Raw genomic sequence first — 16533 nt, forward strand, 5'->3', positions numbered from 1 at the left:
CGTCCAGCCCGGCTGGAGAAAGAAGCCGATGACCCGCAAGACCGTCACCGTCGCCCTCACCGGCGCCTCGGGCCTGCCTTACGGCCTGCGCCTGATCGAGGCCCTGCTCGCCGCTGGCGCGCGGGTGTGGGTGCTGTATTCCCAAGCCGCCCAGGTGGTGGCCAAGCAGGAAATGCAACTGACCCTGCCCTCGCGCCCGGCCGAAATGAAAGCCTGGCTGCAGGCCCGCTATCCCGCCGGCGACGGCCAGCTGGAAGTGTACGGCCGCGAGGAATGGTTCGCGCCGGCGGCGTCCGGCTCCAATCCGCCGGACGCGATGGTGGTCTGCCCGTGTTCGATGGGCACGCTGGCGGCCATCCGCCACGGCATGAGCGACAATCTGATCGAACGCGCGGCCGACGTCTGCATCAAGGAGCAGCGCAAGCTGGTGCTGGTGCCGCGTGAGACGCCGCTGTCCGCCATCCACCTGGAAAACATGCTGGATTTGGCGCGCCTGGGGGTGGTGATCCTGCCCCCCGCCCCCGGCTTCTACACCCATCCCAAGAGCGTGGACGACATGGTGGACTTCGTCGTCTCCCGCATCCTCGATCAACTGGGCGTCGAGCAAACGCTGACACCGCGCTGGGGAGAGTGAGCATGGACGGCGGCCCGATCCTGAGCCTGGAAGCGCTGCGCCGGCTGGAACAGGCCGCCGCCGGCCATGGACTGAACCTGATGCGCCGCGCCGCGCTGGCCACCGCGGACTGGGTCACCCGCCATTGCCCGCCCGCGTCGCCACTGCTGGTCTGCGCCGGCCCCGGCAACAACGGCGGCGACGCGCTGCACGCGGCGCTGGCGCTGCGCAAGCGCGGCCATCCGCTGACCATCCTGCAACCCGTCGCGCCGACCAGTGACGAATGCCGGACCGCGCGCCGGCAGGCGGAAAAAGCCGGCATCGCCATCCTCGCCGAATTGCCCGGCGGCACGCAGCGTCCGGCGCTGCTGATAGACGGCCTGTTCGGCATCGGCCTGTCCCGTCCACTGGACCCCGCCTGGCAAGACCTGATCAATCGGCTGAATCGCCTCGACTGCCCCAGACTGGCGTTGGACTGTCCCAGCGGGCTGGACGCCTATACCGGACAGCCCCAAGGCGCGGCCATTCGCGCCGACCACACCTTGACCTTCCTCTGCCACAAGCCGGGGCTATTCGGCGGGCCAGGCGCCGACCTCGCCGGCCAGGTGGAGCTGGCCATGCTGGACTGCCCCGCCAGCCTGTATCCGCAAGCCGAAGGCGAGCTCAACCGCCCGCCGGCCGCGGCGCTCGCCCGCAACCGGGACAGCCACAAGGGCAGCTACGGCTCCGTGTCGGTCATCGGCGGCGCGCCGGGCATGCTGGGCGCGGCATTGCTCGCCGGCCGCGCCGCGCTTGCCGGCGGCGCCGGCAAGGTCTATCTGTGCCCGCTGGACGACAGGCTGCCGGTCGACCCGGCCGCACCGGAACTGATGGTGCGCCCAGCGGACGAGGCCGCGGACCTGCCCGTCGCCGACGTGCTGGCCGTCGGCCCCGGCCTGGGCCGGCAGGAACTGGCCGAGCGGCTGCTGGAGCAGGCCATCGCCCGCGCCGTCCCGCTGGTGCTGGACGCCGACGCGCTCAATCTGCTGGCGGTCCGCCGCGATCTGGCCGCCCTCGTCGCCGAGCGCCGGGCGCCTACCGTGCTGACGCCCCACCCCGCCGAAGCCGCCCGGCTGCTGCGGCTGGGCGCCCAAGAGATCCAGGCCGATCGGGTGACCCATGCCCGCCGGCTGGCCGCCGGCCTGAACAGCGTCGTCGTGCTGAAAGGCGCCGGCAGCCTGATCGCGCGGCCCGACGGCTACTACCGCGTCAACGACAGCGGCGGACCGGAGCTGGCCGTCGCCGGACAGGGCGATGTCTTGACCGGCCTCATCGCCGCGCTGCTGGCCCAGGGCCTGGACGCCTTCGACGCCGCCTCGCTGGCGGTCCGGCTGCACGGACTGGCCGGCGACGGCTACCGCGCCGAAAACGGCGGCCCGATCGGCCTCTCCGCCTCCGCGACTATCCCTGGCCTCAGCCGCGCGCTCAACTGCCTGCTGGCCGGAAACTGAAGCGTTTTGCCGATGACGACGGTTTGTGGTTAAGATCAAGCGGCAAGTCCCACATCGGAGAGTCGTCTTGTCGTCCGCCCATAATCAGAAAAAAGCCTACGCCTTCGGCCTCGGCGCCGTGCTGGCCTGGTCCACCGTCGCCAGCGCCTTCAAGCTCAGCCTGCAGCACCTGAGTCCGATGCAACTGGTGCTGTACGCCAGCGCCGCCTCCCTGCTGTCGCTGCTGTCCATCCTGGCCTGGCAGCGCCGCCTGCCCGAACTGGCCGCCGCCTTCCGCCTCCACTGGAAAAGCTCGCTGCTGTTCGGCGCGGTCAATCCCTTCATCTACTATCTGGTGCTGTTCCAGGCCTACTCGCTGCTGCCGGCGCAGGAAGCGCAGGCGATCAACTACACCTGGGCGCTGACGATGACCCTGCTGGCCGTGCCGCTGCTGAAGCAGAAGCTGCGCGCCCAGGACGCCGCCGCCGCGCTGATCTGCTATCTGGGGGTGCTGGTGATCGGCACCCGGGGGCGCTTGCTGGAGCTGCACTTCTCCAACCAGCTGGGCGTATTGCTGGCGCTCGTTTCGACGCTGCTGTGGGCCGGCTACTGGATCTTCAACACCCGCGACACGCGCGAGCCGGTGCTGGGCCTGACGCTGAATTTCGCCTGCAGCCTGCCGCTGAGCCTGGCCTGGTGCGCCTGGCACGGCCAGCTGGCGCTCCCCGCCTGGCAAGGACTGGCCGGCGCCGCCTATGTCGGCGCGCTGGAAATGGGCTTCACCTTCGTACTGTGGCTGTCGGCGATGAAGCTGACGCGCAGCACCGCCAGCATCGCCAACCTTATCTTCCTGGCGCCGATGGCGTCGCTGCTGCTGATCCACCTGATCGTCGGCGAGGCCATCCTGCCGTCGACGCTGCTGGGCCTGGCGCTGATCCTGGGCGGCCTGCTGGCGCAGAAACTGCCGCTGCGCCGCGCGCAAACGCAGCCGCTGGCCGCGCCGCCGTCCTGACCTGAGGCCCGCTCGCTGGCAAGGCGCCGTTCTCGATCCGGCATGGCAATTCCCTCGCCCTCTGCCTACGATTCATTCTGAGGGCACGGGTAAACAGGCACCATGAAAAGCATCAAGACAAGGTTAATGTTATGGCTGATGGCATGGATCACCACCATTCTGGGGACGACCGGACTGTATTTCTACATCCATGACTACAATATCGACCAGAATGACTTCCAGACCCAGCGCGCCGCCGTTCAGTCGCGGCTCTCCCTGTCCCTGCCGCACGGCATCTGGCAGCTCGACGACGAGAACGTGCGTCTGGCGCTGGACAGCGAACTGAGCTGGCCCTCGGTGATCGCCATCAACGTCAAGGGAGAAAGCGGCCTCAACCTGGGCCGCACCCGCGACGCCAACGGCAATCTCCGCGACATGCTGCCCAACGAGCAGCCCAAAGTCGACGACACCCTCAGCATTCCCATCATCTATCAGGGCAAGGAACACCTGGGGACCGCCACCGTCTACCTGTCGCACGACGCGCTTCGCGCGCGCGAAGACCAGCATCTGATCACCATCGTCGCCCAGATCGTGCTGCTGGACGGACTGATCTTCTTCATCATGTCGTTCAATCTGCAGCGCTTCATCTTCCAGCCACTGACCAAGCTGCAGCAGGCGCTGAATACCGCAATTCGCGCGCCGGATGCCAGCGGCGCCCAGATCACCCACCTGGCCGACGACGAGATCGGCGGCATCGTCAACGGTTTCAACCGCATCGTCGCCCGCACCGCCGCCGACCTGGTGAAACGGACCGCGGCCGAGGCGATCGCCCGCGAGGAAAAAGAGAAGGCGCAGCAGGCCTATAGCCAGCTGATGGCGACGCAGGAGACGCTGGTGGAGGCGGAAAAGATGGCGTCGCTCGGCAGCCTGGTGGCCGGCGTCGCCCACGAAATCAACACCCCGGTCGGCATCACGCTGACCGCCGCCTCGCACCTTGGCACAGCCACCTCGCACATCACCGGCAAGCTGGACAGCGGCAACATCAAGAAGAGCGACTTCCAGAGCTATCTGGAGACGGCGCAGGAATGCTGCGAGCTGATCCTGGCCAACTCCGAACGCGCCGCCAACCTGATCCACAGCTTCAAGCAGGTGGCGGTGGACCAGACCAGCGAGGCCAGGCGCAGCTTCCACCTGCACGATTACCTGAACGAGGTGATCACCAGCCTGAAACCCCGCTTCAAGCACACCAAGGTCTCGATAGACATCCAGTGCGAAGAGGACATCCTGCTGGACAGTTACCCCGGCGCGCTGGCCCAGGTGCTGACCAATCTGGTGGTCAACGCGCTGATACACGGCTACGAAGGCGGCGAGATCGCCGGCGCCATCGTCATAGAGGCCCACCGCAATGCCGCCCAGCACGTATCGATGACCATCAGCGACAGCGGCCAAGGCATCACGCAGGAAAACCTGAGCCGGGTATTCGAACCCTTCTTCACCACCCGCCGCGGCACCGGCGGCAGCGGCCTCGGCCTCAACATCGTCTACAACATCGTGCGGCAGCGACTGGGCGGCAACATCGAGGTTCACAGCGAGGTTGGACAGGGCACCCGATTCACGCTGGACATGCCTTGCATCGCCCCCACCGTCCAGCATAAGGAGAATGTGGCATGAGCCAACAAGCATCCCTTCCAGACGACGACAACTGGCTGCTGGACGACAACGACGGCGAAGAAACGCCCCGTCCGTCCGAAGTGCGCAAGCCCTGGAAAGTGCTGATCGTCGACGACGAGAAGGACGTGCACACCGCCACCCGCATCGCGCTGCGCGGCATCAGCTACAAGGAGCGCCCGTTGGAGCTGCTGAGCGCCTACAGCGGCGCCGAGGCCTTCCAGATGCTGCAGCAACATCAGGACATCGCGCTGATCATGCTGGATGTGGTGATGGAAAGCGAGGACGCGGGCCTGAGGCTGGTGCACCGCATCCGCGAGGAGCTCGACAACGGCGTGGTGCGCATCGTGCTGCGCACCGGCCAGCCCGGGCAGGCGCCGGAGCAGGAGGTCATCCTCAATTACGACATCAACGACTACAAGACCAAGACCGAACTCACCACCCAGAAGCTGTTCACCACCACCATCGCCTCGCTGCGCGCCTACGAAAACCTGGTGTCGCTGGAAAAGAACCGCCAGGGCCTGGCCAAGATTCTGGAGAGCGCGTCCGATCTGTACCAGCTGCACTCGCTGCGGGAATTCGCATCCGGCGTGCTGCGCCAGATCAGCGCGCTGCTGGACATAGGCACCGACGGCATCCTGTGCGTGCGCAACGACAATATGGTCGGCCGGCCCGAACTGGAAATCCTGGCGGTGTCCGGCGCCTACGAATATCTGGCCGAATCCGGCGACCTGTCCAACGAGCCGCACCTGGAAGCGGTGTTCCAGCAGGTATTCAAGGAAAAGCGCAGCATTTACCAGCATCCCTACGACGTGCTGTACATCTCCTCGCGCAACCGCCGCGAATTCGCCGTCCACTTCATGCCGCAATGGCCGCTGGACGCCGTGGAGCGCGACTTGCTGGACGTGTTCTGCCAGCGCATCTCGGCCGCCTACGACAACCTCTACCTGTACAACCAGCTGCGCAGCGCGCAAGAAGCCACCGTGGTGGCGCTGGCCGACCTGGCGGAGTTCCGCGACACAGACACCGGCGACCACGTGCTGCGGGTGCAGAAGCTGACCGACGCCATCGCCGAGGAAATGGCCGGCGACAACCATTACCCCGAGCTGATGACCCGGGAGTTCATGGACATGGTGGGCATGGCTAGCATCCTGCACGACATCGGCAAGGTGGCGACGCCCGACAACATCCTATTGAAACCCGGCAAGCTGGATCCGGACGAGCGCGCCATCATGGAGCAGCACGCGACAATAGGCGCGCAAATCCTGGCCAAGTCCGCCCAATTGGTGGAGGGCGCCAGCTATCTGTCTCTGGGCTCGGAGATCGCCGGCGGCCATCACGAACACTTCGACGGCAACGGTTATCCCAACAAGCTGAAGGGACAGGACATTCCCCTGTCCGCCCGCATCGTCGCGGTGGTGGACGTGTTCGACGCCTTGCTCAACAAGCGCCCCTACAAAGAGCCGTGGAGCATGGAGGACACGATGAAATACATCAATGGCCGCTCCGGCACTCAGTTCGATCCGCATGTGGTCGCGGCGCTGAGCCGGCTAGTGGGCGAGGACAGGCTGCCGGTGCAGTTCGGCGACTAGATCGGCTTGCCCAGCAAATGAAAACGGCAGCGCTCGGCTGCCGTTTTTCGTTCCCGCGAAATGCGCTCAGGCCACGTAGTTCAACACGCAAAGATACTGGCAGATGCTGCCGCCCAGCACGAACAAGTGCCAGATGCCGTGGCCGTGGCGTATCTTCTCATCGTTCAGGAACCAGTAGATGCCCGCGCTGTACAGCAGGCCGCCCAGCGCCAGCCAGAACAGGCCGCCGGGCTCCAGCGCCTCGATCAGCGGCTTGATCGCGATCAGCACCAGCCAGCCCATCGCCACGTACAGGATCATGGACAGGATGCGGGTGCGCCGCCCCAGCGTCAGCTCCTGGATGATGCCGAACAGCGCCAGCCCCCAGCTGACGCCGAACAGGGTCCAGCCCCAGGCGCCGCGCAGCGTCACCAGCGCGAACGGCGTGTAGCTGCCCGCGATCAGCAAGTAGATCGCCGAATGGTCGCACTTCTGCAGGATGGCCTTGGCCCGCCCCCTGAAGCTGTGGTACAGCGTCGAGATCAGGTACAGCGTCACCAGCGTGCCGCCGTACAGGCTAAAACTGACGATTTTCCACGGATCGCGCTGCATGGCCGCCTCGACCACCAGCACCACCAGACCGGCTATCGCCAGCAGGGTGCCGGCAAGATGCGAATAGCCGTTGAAGCGTTCGCCGCGATACATAATTGTTTTTCCTCGAGGCCGGCATCCGGCCGGCGTTTGAAACCATTGGAGCCTGACACGCTCCCAAGGGTTCCATTGTCCTCCGTCCGACGGTTCAAGACCAGCGGTTTGCGCAAACAAAAAGCGGGCCGAAGCCCGCTTGTTTCCCGACAACCGCCGGAATCAGGCGCCCAGCGCCTTCAGCACCTCGTCGCGCACGGTTTCCACCGCGCGGGTGCCGTCGATCTTCACATACTTCGGCGCCTTGGCGCTGCCGCTCTCGGCCAGCTTGCCGTAGAAGCCCACCAGCACGGCGGTCTGTTCGTGGTAAACGGACAGGCGCTTCTTGACGGTTTCTTCCTTGTCGTCGTCGCGCTGAACCAGCTCCTCGCCGGTCACATCGTCCTTGCCGGCCGCTTTCGGCGGGTTGAAGGCGATATGGTAGGTGCGGCCCGAGGCCAGGTGCACGCGGCGGCCGGCCATGCGCTCGACGATGGCGGCGTCCGGCACGTCGATCTCAACCACGTAGTCGATGTCCACGCCGGCGGCGATCATCGCCTCGGCCTGCGGAATGGTGCGCGGGAAGCCGTCGAACAGGAAGCCGTTGCCACAGTCGTCCTGGGCGATGCGCTCCTTGACCAGACCGATGATGATGTCGTCGCGGACCAGGCCGCCGGCATCCATGATGGCCTTGGCTTCCAGGCCCAGCGGGGTGCCGGCCTTGACCGCGGCGCGCAGCATGTCGCCGGTGGAGATTTGCGGGATGCCGAACTTCTCGCGGATGTAGTTGGCCTGGGTGCCTTTGCCGGCGCCCGGAGCGCCCAACAGGATCAATCGCATTTATGTGACTCCAGTCTGTTTGATTTATGAATTCTTTGTGGAGCGCCTACAGCCCCTCTCAAGCGAACAGCCGTCGCACCCGTTCCAGGTCTTCCAGCGTGTCCACCCCGGCGGCCGGCGCCTCGTCCGCCAATGCCACCGCGATGCTGTAACCATGCCAGAGCACGCGCAATTGTTCCAGCGCCTCGTATTGCTCCAACGGTCCCGGCTCCAAGCCGGCGTAAGCGGCCAGGAAGCCGGCGCGGTAGCCGTACATGCCGATGTGGCGGTAGACCGGCAATCCTGCCGGCAGCGCCGAGCGGTCTGCGGCGTAGGCGTCGCGGGCGTAGGGAATCGGCGCGCGGCTGAAATAGAGCGCGCGGCCATGCTTGTCCAGCGCCACTTTCACCACATTGGGATTGAAATGGTCGGCCGCGTCGTGCAGCGCGTGCGCCAACGTCGCCACCGGCGCGTCGCCGGCGGCCAGCAGCTCGGCCAGCCGGTCGATCAGCTCAGGCTGGATCAGCGGCTCGTCGCCCTGCACATTGATCACCAGCGCGTCGCTCGGCAGCGCCAGTTGGGCAGCCACCTCGGCCAGGCGGTCGGTGCCGCTGGCGTGGTCTTCGCGCGTCAATACCGCCTCGACGCCATGCGCGGCGCAGGCGGCCAGGATGTCGGCGTGGTCGGTGGCGACGACGACGCGGGAAGCGCGGCTCTTCGCCGCCTGCTCGGCCACGCGCACCACCATCGGCTTGCCTGCGATGTCGGCCAGCGGCTTGCCCGGCAGGCGGCTGGACGCCATCCGCGCCGGAATCACCACGACGAAACCGTTCATTTGACTTCTTCTTCCGGCGGCAGCTCGCGCGCCTCGCTCTCCAGCATCATCGGAATGCCGTCCTTGATCGGGAACGCCAGGCGGTCGCCCTTGCAGACCAATTCTTCCTTGCTCTTGTCGAACACCAGCGGACCCTTGCACAGCGGGCACACCAGGATTTCCAGAAATTTAGCGTCCATGTTTCGTCTTCAAGCGGGCTAGTATCCATTCGCACAGATCAGGCGCCAGCGTGGCCTGAACCGGCAAAACCCATAGTCTAGCACGCTGCGCCGCGTCATGAAGCGCGCGCGCGAGCTTGACCGCGTCCTTGCTGGTGACGATCACCGCGTCGGCGTCGGCGGGAATGTCGCCGGGGACGAACGCGTGATGATCGGGAAAGGACAGCCGCCGATCGACTGCGATGCCCTGCCCCGCCAGCGTGTCGAAAAAGCGTTCCGGATGGCCGATGCCGGCCAACACGACCACGTTCAAGCCGGCAAAGCCGGCCGCGTCCCGCGTCCGCGACGCGTCATCGAGCGCATGGCAGGCGCTGGGACGCAGCGTCATCTCGAAGCGCGGCAGGCCGGCCGGCAAAGCCAGCGCTCCGTCCCCGCCGTTGACCACGGCGGCGTCCACAGTCTCCAGCCGCGACGGCGGCTCGCGCAGCGGGCCGTTGGGCAGCAGCCTGCCATTGCCCAGGCCCCGCTTGCCGTCCAGCACCGCGATCTCCAGGTCCCGCGCCAGTCGATAGTGCTGCAGGCCGTCGTCGCTGAGGATCAGTTCGACGTCCGGATGCAGCGCCAGCAGATGGCGGCCGGCGGCGACCCGATCACGCCCCACCACCACCGGCGCGCCGGAAGCCGCCAGCAGCAGCGGCTCGTCGCCGACCACGGCCGGATCGCTATCCGGCTTGACCTCGGTCGGCGTCGCCGCCTCGCCGCCATAGCCGCGGCTGATCACCCCGGCCTTGACGCCGCGCGCGGCGAAATCGCGCAGCAGCGCCAGCGTCAACGGCGTCTTGCCGACCCCGCCGACATTGATGTTGCCGATCACCGCCACTGGAACCGCGAGCTTTTCGCTCGTTTTCCAGCCGCGGCGGAACGCTTGCCGGCGCAAAGCGGCCAGCAGCGCAAAAAGCCCTTCCAGCGGAGCCAGAAGGGCCGTCAACCAGCCTCGCGGCCGGTACCAGTGTTGTTCTATCAAACGCATGCAGCCTTCGGCTTCACTTCAGGTTCTGGGTGGCGAAAGTCAGTTGCGACAGACCAGCCTCGCGGGCCGCCTCCATCACGGCGATCACCGACTGGTGGGTGGACCTGGCGTCGGCGTTGACCACCACCACCACGTCGCGCTTGCCGGCCGCGGCGGCCTTCAGGCTGGCCAGCAGCGCGGCCCTGTCGCCGCCGGGCAGCTTGGCGTCGTTCACCGCCATCGCGCCGTCGGCGGCCACCGCCACCTTGATCTCGACGGTCTTGCTCTGCTGCTGCTCGCCCTGCGCGGTCGGCAGATTGATCTTCAGTTCGGAAAAATGCGAATACGTGGTGGTGACCATCAGGAAGATCAGGATCACCAGCAGCACGTCGATCAACGGGATGAAATTGATCTCCGGCTCTTCCCGGGCCCTGCCGCGACGAAAATCCATGCTCAGCTCCCGTTCTTGCGCTCGCCGTGCGCCACTTCCACCAGCTTGACCGCCTGCGCCTCCATCTCCACCAGCAGGCCGTCCACCTTGGAGCGGAAGTAGCGGTAGAACATCATACTGGGAATCGCGACGATCAGGCCGAAGGCGGTGTTGTACAGCGCGACGGAAATGCCGTGCGCCAGTTGCTGCGGGTTGGCGCCGCTGGCGTTCTGCGAGCCGAAGATCTCGATCATGCCGATCACCGTGCCCAGCAGGCCCAGCAGCGGCGCCATCGCGGCGATGGTGCCCAGCGTGGTCAGCAGGCGCTCCAGCAGATAGGCGACCTGACGGCCCTCGTCCTCGATCGCTTCCTTCATCACCTCGCGGCTGCCGTGCACATTGCGCAGGCCGGCGGCGAACAGGCGGCCCAGCGGCGAATGGCCCTGCAGGCGCTGCAGCAGCTCATCCTTGTCGCCGATGCGCCGGTATTCCTGCAAGGTCTGCGCCAGCAGCCCCTGCGGCACCACCGCGCCGCGCCGCAGCGTATACAGGCGTTCCAGAATGATGGCCAGCGACACCACCGACGCGGCGATGATGGTCCAGATCGGCCAGCCGGCCGCTTCAACGATAGCCCACACGAAGCATTCTCCGTCATCGATACAAACGCCAGACTTTATTCCCTACAGCCGGGTTCAGGCAACCTTGCGGGAATAAATTTCACGCCTCTTGCCACTTTTTTGGGCAAGCACTGTCAAAAGCCGTTGCCACCAGCTTGCCGCGCAACTTATCCACAAGGTTATTCCGCGATTGCTGTGGATAAATCGACAAGCGCATGGACGGTTTTCCCGGCGATGGCATTGACATCGCTCAAAGCATTGTCGACGATGAATCATCCAAACAATCGTTTGAATGAATATGAACCTGCCCATCTGGCTGATCAAGCTGCTGTTCAATCTGTGGCCGCCCTTCCTCGGCGCCGGCATCCGCGTGCACAAACTGTCTCCCGACTTCCGCCAGGCCGAGGTCAGGCTCAAGCTGGGTCTGGGCAACCGCAACTACGTCGGCACCCATTTCGGCGGCAGCCTGTACGCGATGGCGGACCCATTCTACATGCTGATGCTGCTGCGCCAGCTGGGCGGCGATTACTACGTATGGGACAAGACCGGCAGCATCGATTATCTGAAACCCGGTCGCGGAACCGTGCGCGCACTGTTCGACCTCTCCGACCAACAACTGGCCGACATCCGCGAGCGCACCGCCGACGGCGAGAAGCATCTGCCGGAAATGACGGTGGAGATCCGCGACGCCGACGACGAGCTGGTGGCCTTGGTGCACAAGACGCTGTACGTGCGCAAGAAGCCAGACCGGCGCTGAGCGCATGGAACCCATGTAGAAAAAGCCGCTCTGTGCGGCTTTTTCTACATGGGTTCCGGGAAGCGCTTACTCCCCGAAACCACAGAACACTTCGCGCATCATCCTGAGCACGTCCAGCGTGCGGATGTCGCCTACCCGGTAGTAGACCCGGTTGGCGTCCTTGCGCGTGCGCAAAACGCCCTTGTCCCGCATAATGGCCAAGTGCTGGGAAATATTGCTCTGGGAAGTGCCAACCTGCTCGACGATGTCTTGCACGCTCACCTCCCTGTCTTCCAGCACCGATATGATCTTCAGACGCAGCGGATGCGACATGGCCTTCATCGCCCGCGATGTCTGTTCGATCTGGTCGTCGTTGAACAGCAAAGCTTTTCTCCTAATGTAGCCTGACATTTTTTTGATTTGACTGCGGTACAATAGTATCCACAAAACCAGATACTATCAAGGTTTTCTAATATTCTGAATGCGAATGCCATGAAATCCATCAAGCCAGTGCTGTTATTGATCCTCGACGGTTTCGGCCACCGCACGGAAGGCGATGACAATGCCATCCTGCACGCCAGAATGCCGGTATGGAACCGCCTGCGCGAACAGTACGCGTACGGAACGATCAACGCCTCGGAAAACTTCGTCGGCCTGCCCTCCGGCCAGTTCGGCAACTCCGAGGTCGGCCACCTGAACATCGGCGCCGGCCGCATCGTCCAGCAGGACATCAGCCGCATCGACTGCGACATCGAGGACGGGCATTTCGCAAACAATGACACGCTGCGGCAAGCCATGAGCAAAGCTCAAGGCTCGGCCCTGCATATCCTGGGTCTGCTGTCCGATGGCGGCGTTCACAGCCACGAGAACCACATCCACGCGCTGATCCGCGCCGCCCAGGCCGCAGGCGTGCCCAAGATTTACGTCCACGCCTTCCTCGACGGCCGCGACACGCCGCCGCGCAGCGCCGAAACCTATCTGAAGCGCCTGGACGCGGCGCTGGCCGAGTGCCCGAACGCGCGCCTGGTTTCCGTGACCGGCCGCTACTGGGCGATGGACCGCGACAAGCGCTGGGAGCGCGTCGAGCCCGCCTATCGCCTGCTGGTGGATGGCGAGGGCCTGTTCCACGCCGAAACCGGCCTGGAGGCGCTGGCCGCCGCCTACGCCCGCGACGAGAACGACGAGTTCGTCAAGGCCACCGGCATCGGCGCGCCGGTGAAGATGCAGGACGGCGACGCGCTGATCTTCATGAACTTCCGCGCCGACCGCGCCCGCCAGCTGACCACAGCGCTGACCGACCCGGCCTTCGACGGCTTCAAGGCCCGCCAGCCCAAGTTCGGCTGCTACGCCACCCTCACCAGCTACGGCGAAGCTTATGCCGCGCTGCCCACCGCCTACGCGCCGCAAAAGATCCGCAACGGCATGGGCGAATACCTGTCCTCGCAGGGCCTGAAGCAGCTGCGGATCGCCGAAACCGAGAAATACCCGCACGTCACCTACTTCTTCAATGGCGGCGAGGAACAGGTCTACCCGGGCGAGGATCGCATCCTGGTGCCGTCGCCCAAGGTGGCCACCTATGATCTGCAGCCGGAAATGAGCGCCGGCGAAGTCACCGACAAGATCGTCGCGGCGATCCAGTCCGGCCAATACCAGGCCATCTTCTGCAACTACGCCAACGGCGACATGGTCGGCCACAGCGGCGTGTTCGACGCCGCGGTCAAGGCGGTGGAAGCGCTGGACGGCTGCATCGAACGCTGCGTGGAAGCGATGCTGGCCGCCGGCGGCGAGGTCCTGATCACCGCCGACCACGGCAACTGCGAGCAGATGTACGACGGCCAGCACCACCAGCCGCACACCCAGCACACCACCAACCAGGTGCCCTTCCTGTATATCGGCCGCCCGGCCAAGATTCGCGCCGGCGGCTCGCTGCGCGACATCTCGCCGTCGCTGCTGAAAATGATGGGACTGGAACAACCGGCGGAGATGACCGGTCAATCGCTGATCGACTTCCAATAATCGCCTCACGGAGCGGCGGCCATGCTCCGGCATGGCCGCCGTTATTGCCTCAAGCGAAAGAACATCAAGGGCATGAAACCTTACCTGCTGCTGGCCTTGCTGGCCGGCGCCGCCCATGCGGCCAACACCAACGCCTCCTCCACCAGCCTGTCCGCCACGCCGCACCAGCAGGACCTGAAAAACGTGCGCAAGGAAATCGACAGCCTGAGGAAGGACCTGGCGCAGAAACAGACGGTCCAGAAAGAGGCGCAGTCCGCGATCCAGGAGTCTGAGCAGGCGATCACCCAGACCAAGCAGGCGTTGGCCACGCTGGAGCAGCGCCAGAGCCGCTCGGAACAGCAATTGGCCGAACTGCGCGGCAAGATCGAGCAAACCCGCGCCAAGCTGGCCGGCACCCGCCAGCGCGTCGGCCAGATGCTGGTGCGCCAGTACAAGAATGGCCGGCATGACGCGATGAAGCTGATGCTGAACGCCGACGACCCGAACCAGAGCGCCCGCGACCTCGCCTACTACCAGCACATCGCCCGCGCCGAACAGCAACTGGTCCAGCAGCTGGTCGCCCAGCAGCGGCAGCTGGAGACGCTGTCCGCGCAGCTGGAACAGGAGCTCGCGCGGCTGAACAATTTGTCCGATCGCAAGTCGCAAGAGAAGAGCGATCTGGAAAAGGACAAGACCCAGCAGGTGCAGCAGCTGAACAAGGTGGCCGGCGAGATCAAGCAGGGCCAGAGCAAGCTGACCCAGCTGCAAGAGGATGAGAAGCATCTGGCCAACGTGATCGCCCAGATCAACCGCGAAATCCAGCGCCGCAAGGCGGAAGCCGCGCGCAAGGCCGCCGAGGCGCGCAAAGCCAAGCTGGCCGCCGCCCGCGAAGCCGCGCGCAAGGAAAACGAGCGCCGCCGCAAGCTGGCCGAGCAAGCCAAGAAACAGGGCAAGCCGGTGCCGGAAGAAGCGAAGAAGCCGGTGATCGTCAAGGAAGAGCAGGCTCAGAAGGTGGACGAGGTCGCCGACGACAGCGCCTCCGGCCGCGCCTTCGCCAGCCTGCAGGGCAAGATGAAGATGCCGGTGGCCGGCCAGATCGGCGGCGCCTACGGCAAGCCGCGCAAGGAAGGCACCACCTGGAAGGGCGTGTTCATCCGCGCCGCCGCCGGCCAGCCGGTACGCAGCGTGGCCGACGGCACCGTCGTCTATGCCGATGAGTTGCGCGGATTCGGCAAGGCGGTGATCATAGACCATGGCGGCAATTACATGACGGTGTACACCAATCTGTCCGCCATCGCCAAATCGTCCGGCGGCAGCGTCAAGGCCGGGGAAACACTCGGCAACACTGGATCGCTGGACAACGGTGAATCCGGATTGTACTTTGAAATCCGGCACCTGGGCCGCACCCTCAACCCGCAAGCCTGGACACGCTAAGGTGCCGGACACGGAGAATCAGCAAAGCATGAGCAGCCAAAAAATGAAGAAAATCGCATGGTTGGTGGCAGGCGCCATGGCCGGTGGCGTACTGACCCTCAGCATGCAGGCCCTGGCCGACAAGGAAGCCTCGCCGCTGCCGCTGAACGAACTGCGCACCTTCGCCGAGGTGTTCAGCGTGATCAAGCAAAGCTACGTCGAGCCGGTGACGGACAAAAAACTGATCGACGAAGCCATCAAAGGCATGCTGACCGGCCTGGATCCGCATTCCGACTACATGGACGCCGAAGAATTCAAGGAACTGCGCGAAGGCACGCAGGGCGAATTCGGCGGCCTGGGCATCGAGATCGGCGCCGAGGACGGCCTGGTCAAGGTGGTGTCCCCGATCGAGGACACGCCGGCGCAGAAGGCCGGCATCAAGAGCGGCGACCTGATCATCAAGATCGACGACACCCCGGTCCGCGGCCTGTCGCTGAACGACGCGGTGAAGAAGATGCGCGGCAAGCCGGGCAGCAAGGTCACGCTGACCATCGCCCGCAAGAACGAAGCCAAGCCGCTGGTCTTCACGCTGGCGCGCGCCGTGATCAAGACCAAGAGCGTCAAGTACAAGATGCTGGAATCGGGCTACGGCTACGTGCGCATCGCCCAGTTCCAGGAGCATACCGCGGAAGACCTGGCCGCCGGCCTGCAAAAGCTCTACCAGGAGAACAAGCAGCCGCTGAAGGGCCTAGTGCTGGACCTGCGCGACGACCCGGGCGGCCTGCTGAACGGCGCCGTCGGCGTCGCCGCCGCCTTCCTGCCCAAGGACAAGCTGGTGGTCTACACCGAAGGCCGCACGCCGGACGCCAAGATGCGCCTGACCGCCACGCTGCAGAACTACGCCCGCCAGAACGGCAGCGACCCGCTGGCCAAGCTGCCGGTGGCGGTTCGCAGCGTGCCGCTGGCCGTGCTGGTCAACGGCGGCTCCGCCTCGGCGTCGGAAATCGTCGCCGGCGCGCTGCAGGACCACAAGCGCGCGGTGCTGGTGGGCACGCAGACTTTCGGCAAGGGCTCGGTGCAATCCATTCTGCCGCTGGGCAGCCAGGGCGGCATCAAGCTGACCACCGCCCGCTACTTCACGCCTAGCGGCCGTTCGATCCAGGCCAAGGGCATCACGCCGGACGTGGTGGCCGAGGACGCGACGCTCACCGCCGCCGACCAAGCGCTGCGCGTGCGCGAAGCCGACCTGGAAAACCATCTGGCCAACCCCAACGGCGACGACAAGCCGGCCAAGACGGCCAAGCCTGCCGCCAAGCCAGTGCAGCCGCCCGCTCCCGCGCCGGAGAGCAAGGACAAGGAACCGACCGCGCCGGAAGCCCAAGGCGGGCAGCGGATGCCGAATCCGAAGAACGACTACCAGCTGTCGCAAGCGCTGAACGTGCTCAAGGTGCAGCAGATCCTGCAGAAAAACGAGAACTGAGCCTTCCGGTTCCCGACATCGTGCCGCCCGGTCCCCCCGGGCGGC

At 65.4% G+C, this 16533-nt stretch carries 17 protein-coding genes; 9 read left to right on the top strand and 8 right to left on the bottom strand.

Going from position 1 to position 16533, the window contains the following annotated elements; all coding sequences use genetic code 11:
- The first annotated feature begins 28 nt into the window (after positions 1 to 28).
- The 5 genes from VA599_RS05340 (at position 29) to VA599_RS05360 (ending at position 6333) form a co-directional block, all read left to right on the top strand.
- A complete protein-coding gene (locus VA599_RS05340) occupies positions 29 to 634 on the top strand; it encodes a flavin prenyltransferase UbiX (protein ID WP_021476577.1) in 606 nt (201 codons plus the stop codon).
- A 2-nt stretch (positions 635 to 636) separates the two neighbouring features.
- Positions 637 to 2103, top strand: coding sequence for an NAD(P)H-hydrate dehydratase (locus VA599_RS05345; RefSeq protein WP_346787875.1), 1467 nt, complete (start codon positions 637 to 639; stop codon positions 2101 to 2103).
- Between the two features lie 67 nt (positions 2104 to 2170).
- Positions 2171 to 3094, top strand: coding sequence for a DMT family transporter (locus VA599_RS05350; protein ID WP_021475105.1), 924 nt, complete (start codon positions 2171 to 2173; stop codon positions 3092 to 3094).
- Positions 3095 to 3232: 138 nt separating this feature from the next.
- Positions 3233 to 4744: a sensor histidine kinase gene (locus VA599_RS05355; RefSeq protein WP_346787876.1), complete on the top strand. Its 1512-nt coding sequence runs from the start codon at positions 3233 to 3235 to the stop codon at positions 4742 to 4744.
- Entirely contained in the window at positions 4741 to 6333 is a 1593-nt protein-coding gene (locus VA599_RS05360) for a DUF3369 domain-containing protein (protein WP_166438009.1), read from the top strand. The genes VA599_RS05355 and VA599_RS05360 overlap by 4 nt, the downstream gene beginning before the upstream one ends.
- A gap of 66 nt (positions 6334 to 6399) precedes the next feature.
- Here the strand turns inward: VA599_RS05360 and trhA are convergent, their stop codons facing one another.
- The 7 genes from trhA to VA599_RS05395 all read right to left on the bottom strand — a co-directional run bounded on the left by trhA (position 6400) and on the right by VA599_RS05395 (position 10885).
- Positions 6400 to 7017 carry a PAQR family membrane homeostasis protein TrhA gene (gene trhA, locus VA599_RS05365; protein ID WP_021475102.1) on the bottom strand — a complete coding sequence of 206 codons (618 nt, stop codon included), beginning with the start codon at positions 7015 to 7017 and terminating at the stop codon, positions 6400 to 6402.
- Between the two features lie 162 nt (positions 7018 to 7179).
- The gene (gene adk / locus VA599_RS05370) at positions 7180 to 7836 is read right to left on the bottom strand and encodes an adenylate kinase (protein ID WP_166438007.1); all 657 of its coding nucleotides are present in this window, start codon (positions 7834 to 7836) and stop codon (positions 7180 to 7182) included.
- Between the two features lie 58 nt (positions 7837 to 7894).
- Positions 7895 to 8650 (bottom strand): 3-deoxy-manno-octulosonate cytidylyltransferase, encoded by a 756-nt coding sequence (kdsB, locus tag VA599_RS05375; protein WP_346787877.1) that lies wholly within the window; start codon positions 8648 to 8650, stop codon positions 7895 to 7897.
- Positions 8647 to 8829 (bottom strand): Trm112 family protein, encoded by a 183-nt coding sequence (locus tag VA599_RS05380; protein ID WP_021475099.1) that lies wholly within the window; start codon positions 8827 to 8829, stop codon positions 8647 to 8649. The genes kdsB and VA599_RS05380 overlap by 4 nt, the downstream gene beginning before the upstream one ends.
- Positions 8819 to 9838 (bottom strand): tetraacyldisaccharide 4'-kinase, encoded by a 1020-nt coding sequence (gene lpxK, locus VA599_RS05385; protein ID WP_346787878.1) that lies wholly within the window; start codon positions 9836 to 9838, stop codon positions 8819 to 8821. Before lpxK ends, VA599_RS05380 begins: the two co-directional genes overlap by 11 nt.
- 13 nt (positions 9839 to 9851) lie before the next feature.
- Positions 9852 to 10268, bottom strand: a complete 417-nt coding sequence (locus tag VA599_RS05390; protein ID WP_346787879.1) for an ExbD/TolR family protein — start codon at positions 10266 to 10268, stop codon at positions 9852 to 9854.
- Positions 10269 to 10270: 2 nt separating this feature from the next.
- Positions 10271 to 10885 (bottom strand): MotA/TolQ/ExbB proton channel family protein, encoded by a 615-nt coding sequence (locus VA599_RS05395; protein ID WP_021475096.1) that lies wholly within the window; start codon positions 10883 to 10885, stop codon positions 10271 to 10273.
- 277 nt (positions 10886 to 11162) lie between these two features.
- Here VA599_RS05395 and VA599_RS05400 point away from each other — a divergent pair, with 277 nt between their 5' ends.
- The gene (locus tag VA599_RS05400) at positions 11163 to 11621 is read left to right on the top strand and encodes a DUF4442 domain-containing protein (protein WP_346787880.1); all 459 of its coding nucleotides are present in this window, start codon (positions 11163 to 11165) and stop codon (positions 11619 to 11621) included.
- Between the two features lie 66 nt (positions 11622 to 11687).
- Here VA599_RS05400 and VA599_RS05405 read toward each other — a convergent pair whose 3' ends face one another.
- On the bottom strand, positions 11688 to 11984 hold the full coding sequence (locus VA599_RS05405) for an ArsR/SmtB family transcription factor (protein WP_021475094.1): 297 nt from the start codon (positions 11982 to 11984) through the stop codon (positions 11688 to 11690).
- A 108-nt stretch (positions 11985 to 12092) separates the two neighbouring features.
- On the opposite strand from VA599_RS05405, the gene gpmI reads away from it, so the two are divergent.
- The 3 genes from gpmI (at position 12093) to VA599_RS05420 (ending at position 16488) form a co-directional block, all read left to right on the top strand.
- Positions 12093 to 13616 carry a 2,3-bisphosphoglycerate-independent phosphoglycerate mutase gene (gpmI, locus tag VA599_RS05410; RefSeq protein WP_104947776.1) on the top strand — a complete coding sequence of 508 codons (1524 nt, stop codon included), beginning with the start codon at positions 12093 to 12095 and terminating at the stop codon, positions 13614 to 13616.
- A gap of 72 nt (positions 13617 to 13688) precedes the next feature.
- Positions 13689 to 15029 carry a murein hydrolase activator EnvC family protein gene (locus VA599_RS05415; protein ID WP_104948163.1) on the top strand — a complete coding sequence of 447 codons (1341 nt, stop codon included), beginning with the start codon at positions 13689 to 13691 and terminating at the stop codon, positions 15027 to 15029.
- 43 nt (positions 15030 to 15072) lie between these two features.
- Complete coding sequence (locus tag VA599_RS05420) at positions 15073 to 16488, top strand: S41 family peptidase (RefSeq protein ID WP_346787881.1); 1416 nt, start codon at positions 15073 to 15075, stop codon at positions 16486 to 16488.
- Positions 16489 to 16533: the final 45 nt, after the last annotated feature.

It is taken from the genome of Chromobacterium indicum (assembly GCF_039708975.1).
Lineage (GTDB): Bacteria > Pseudomonadota > Gammaproteobacteria > Burkholderiales > Chromobacteriaceae > Chromobacterium > Chromobacterium piscinae.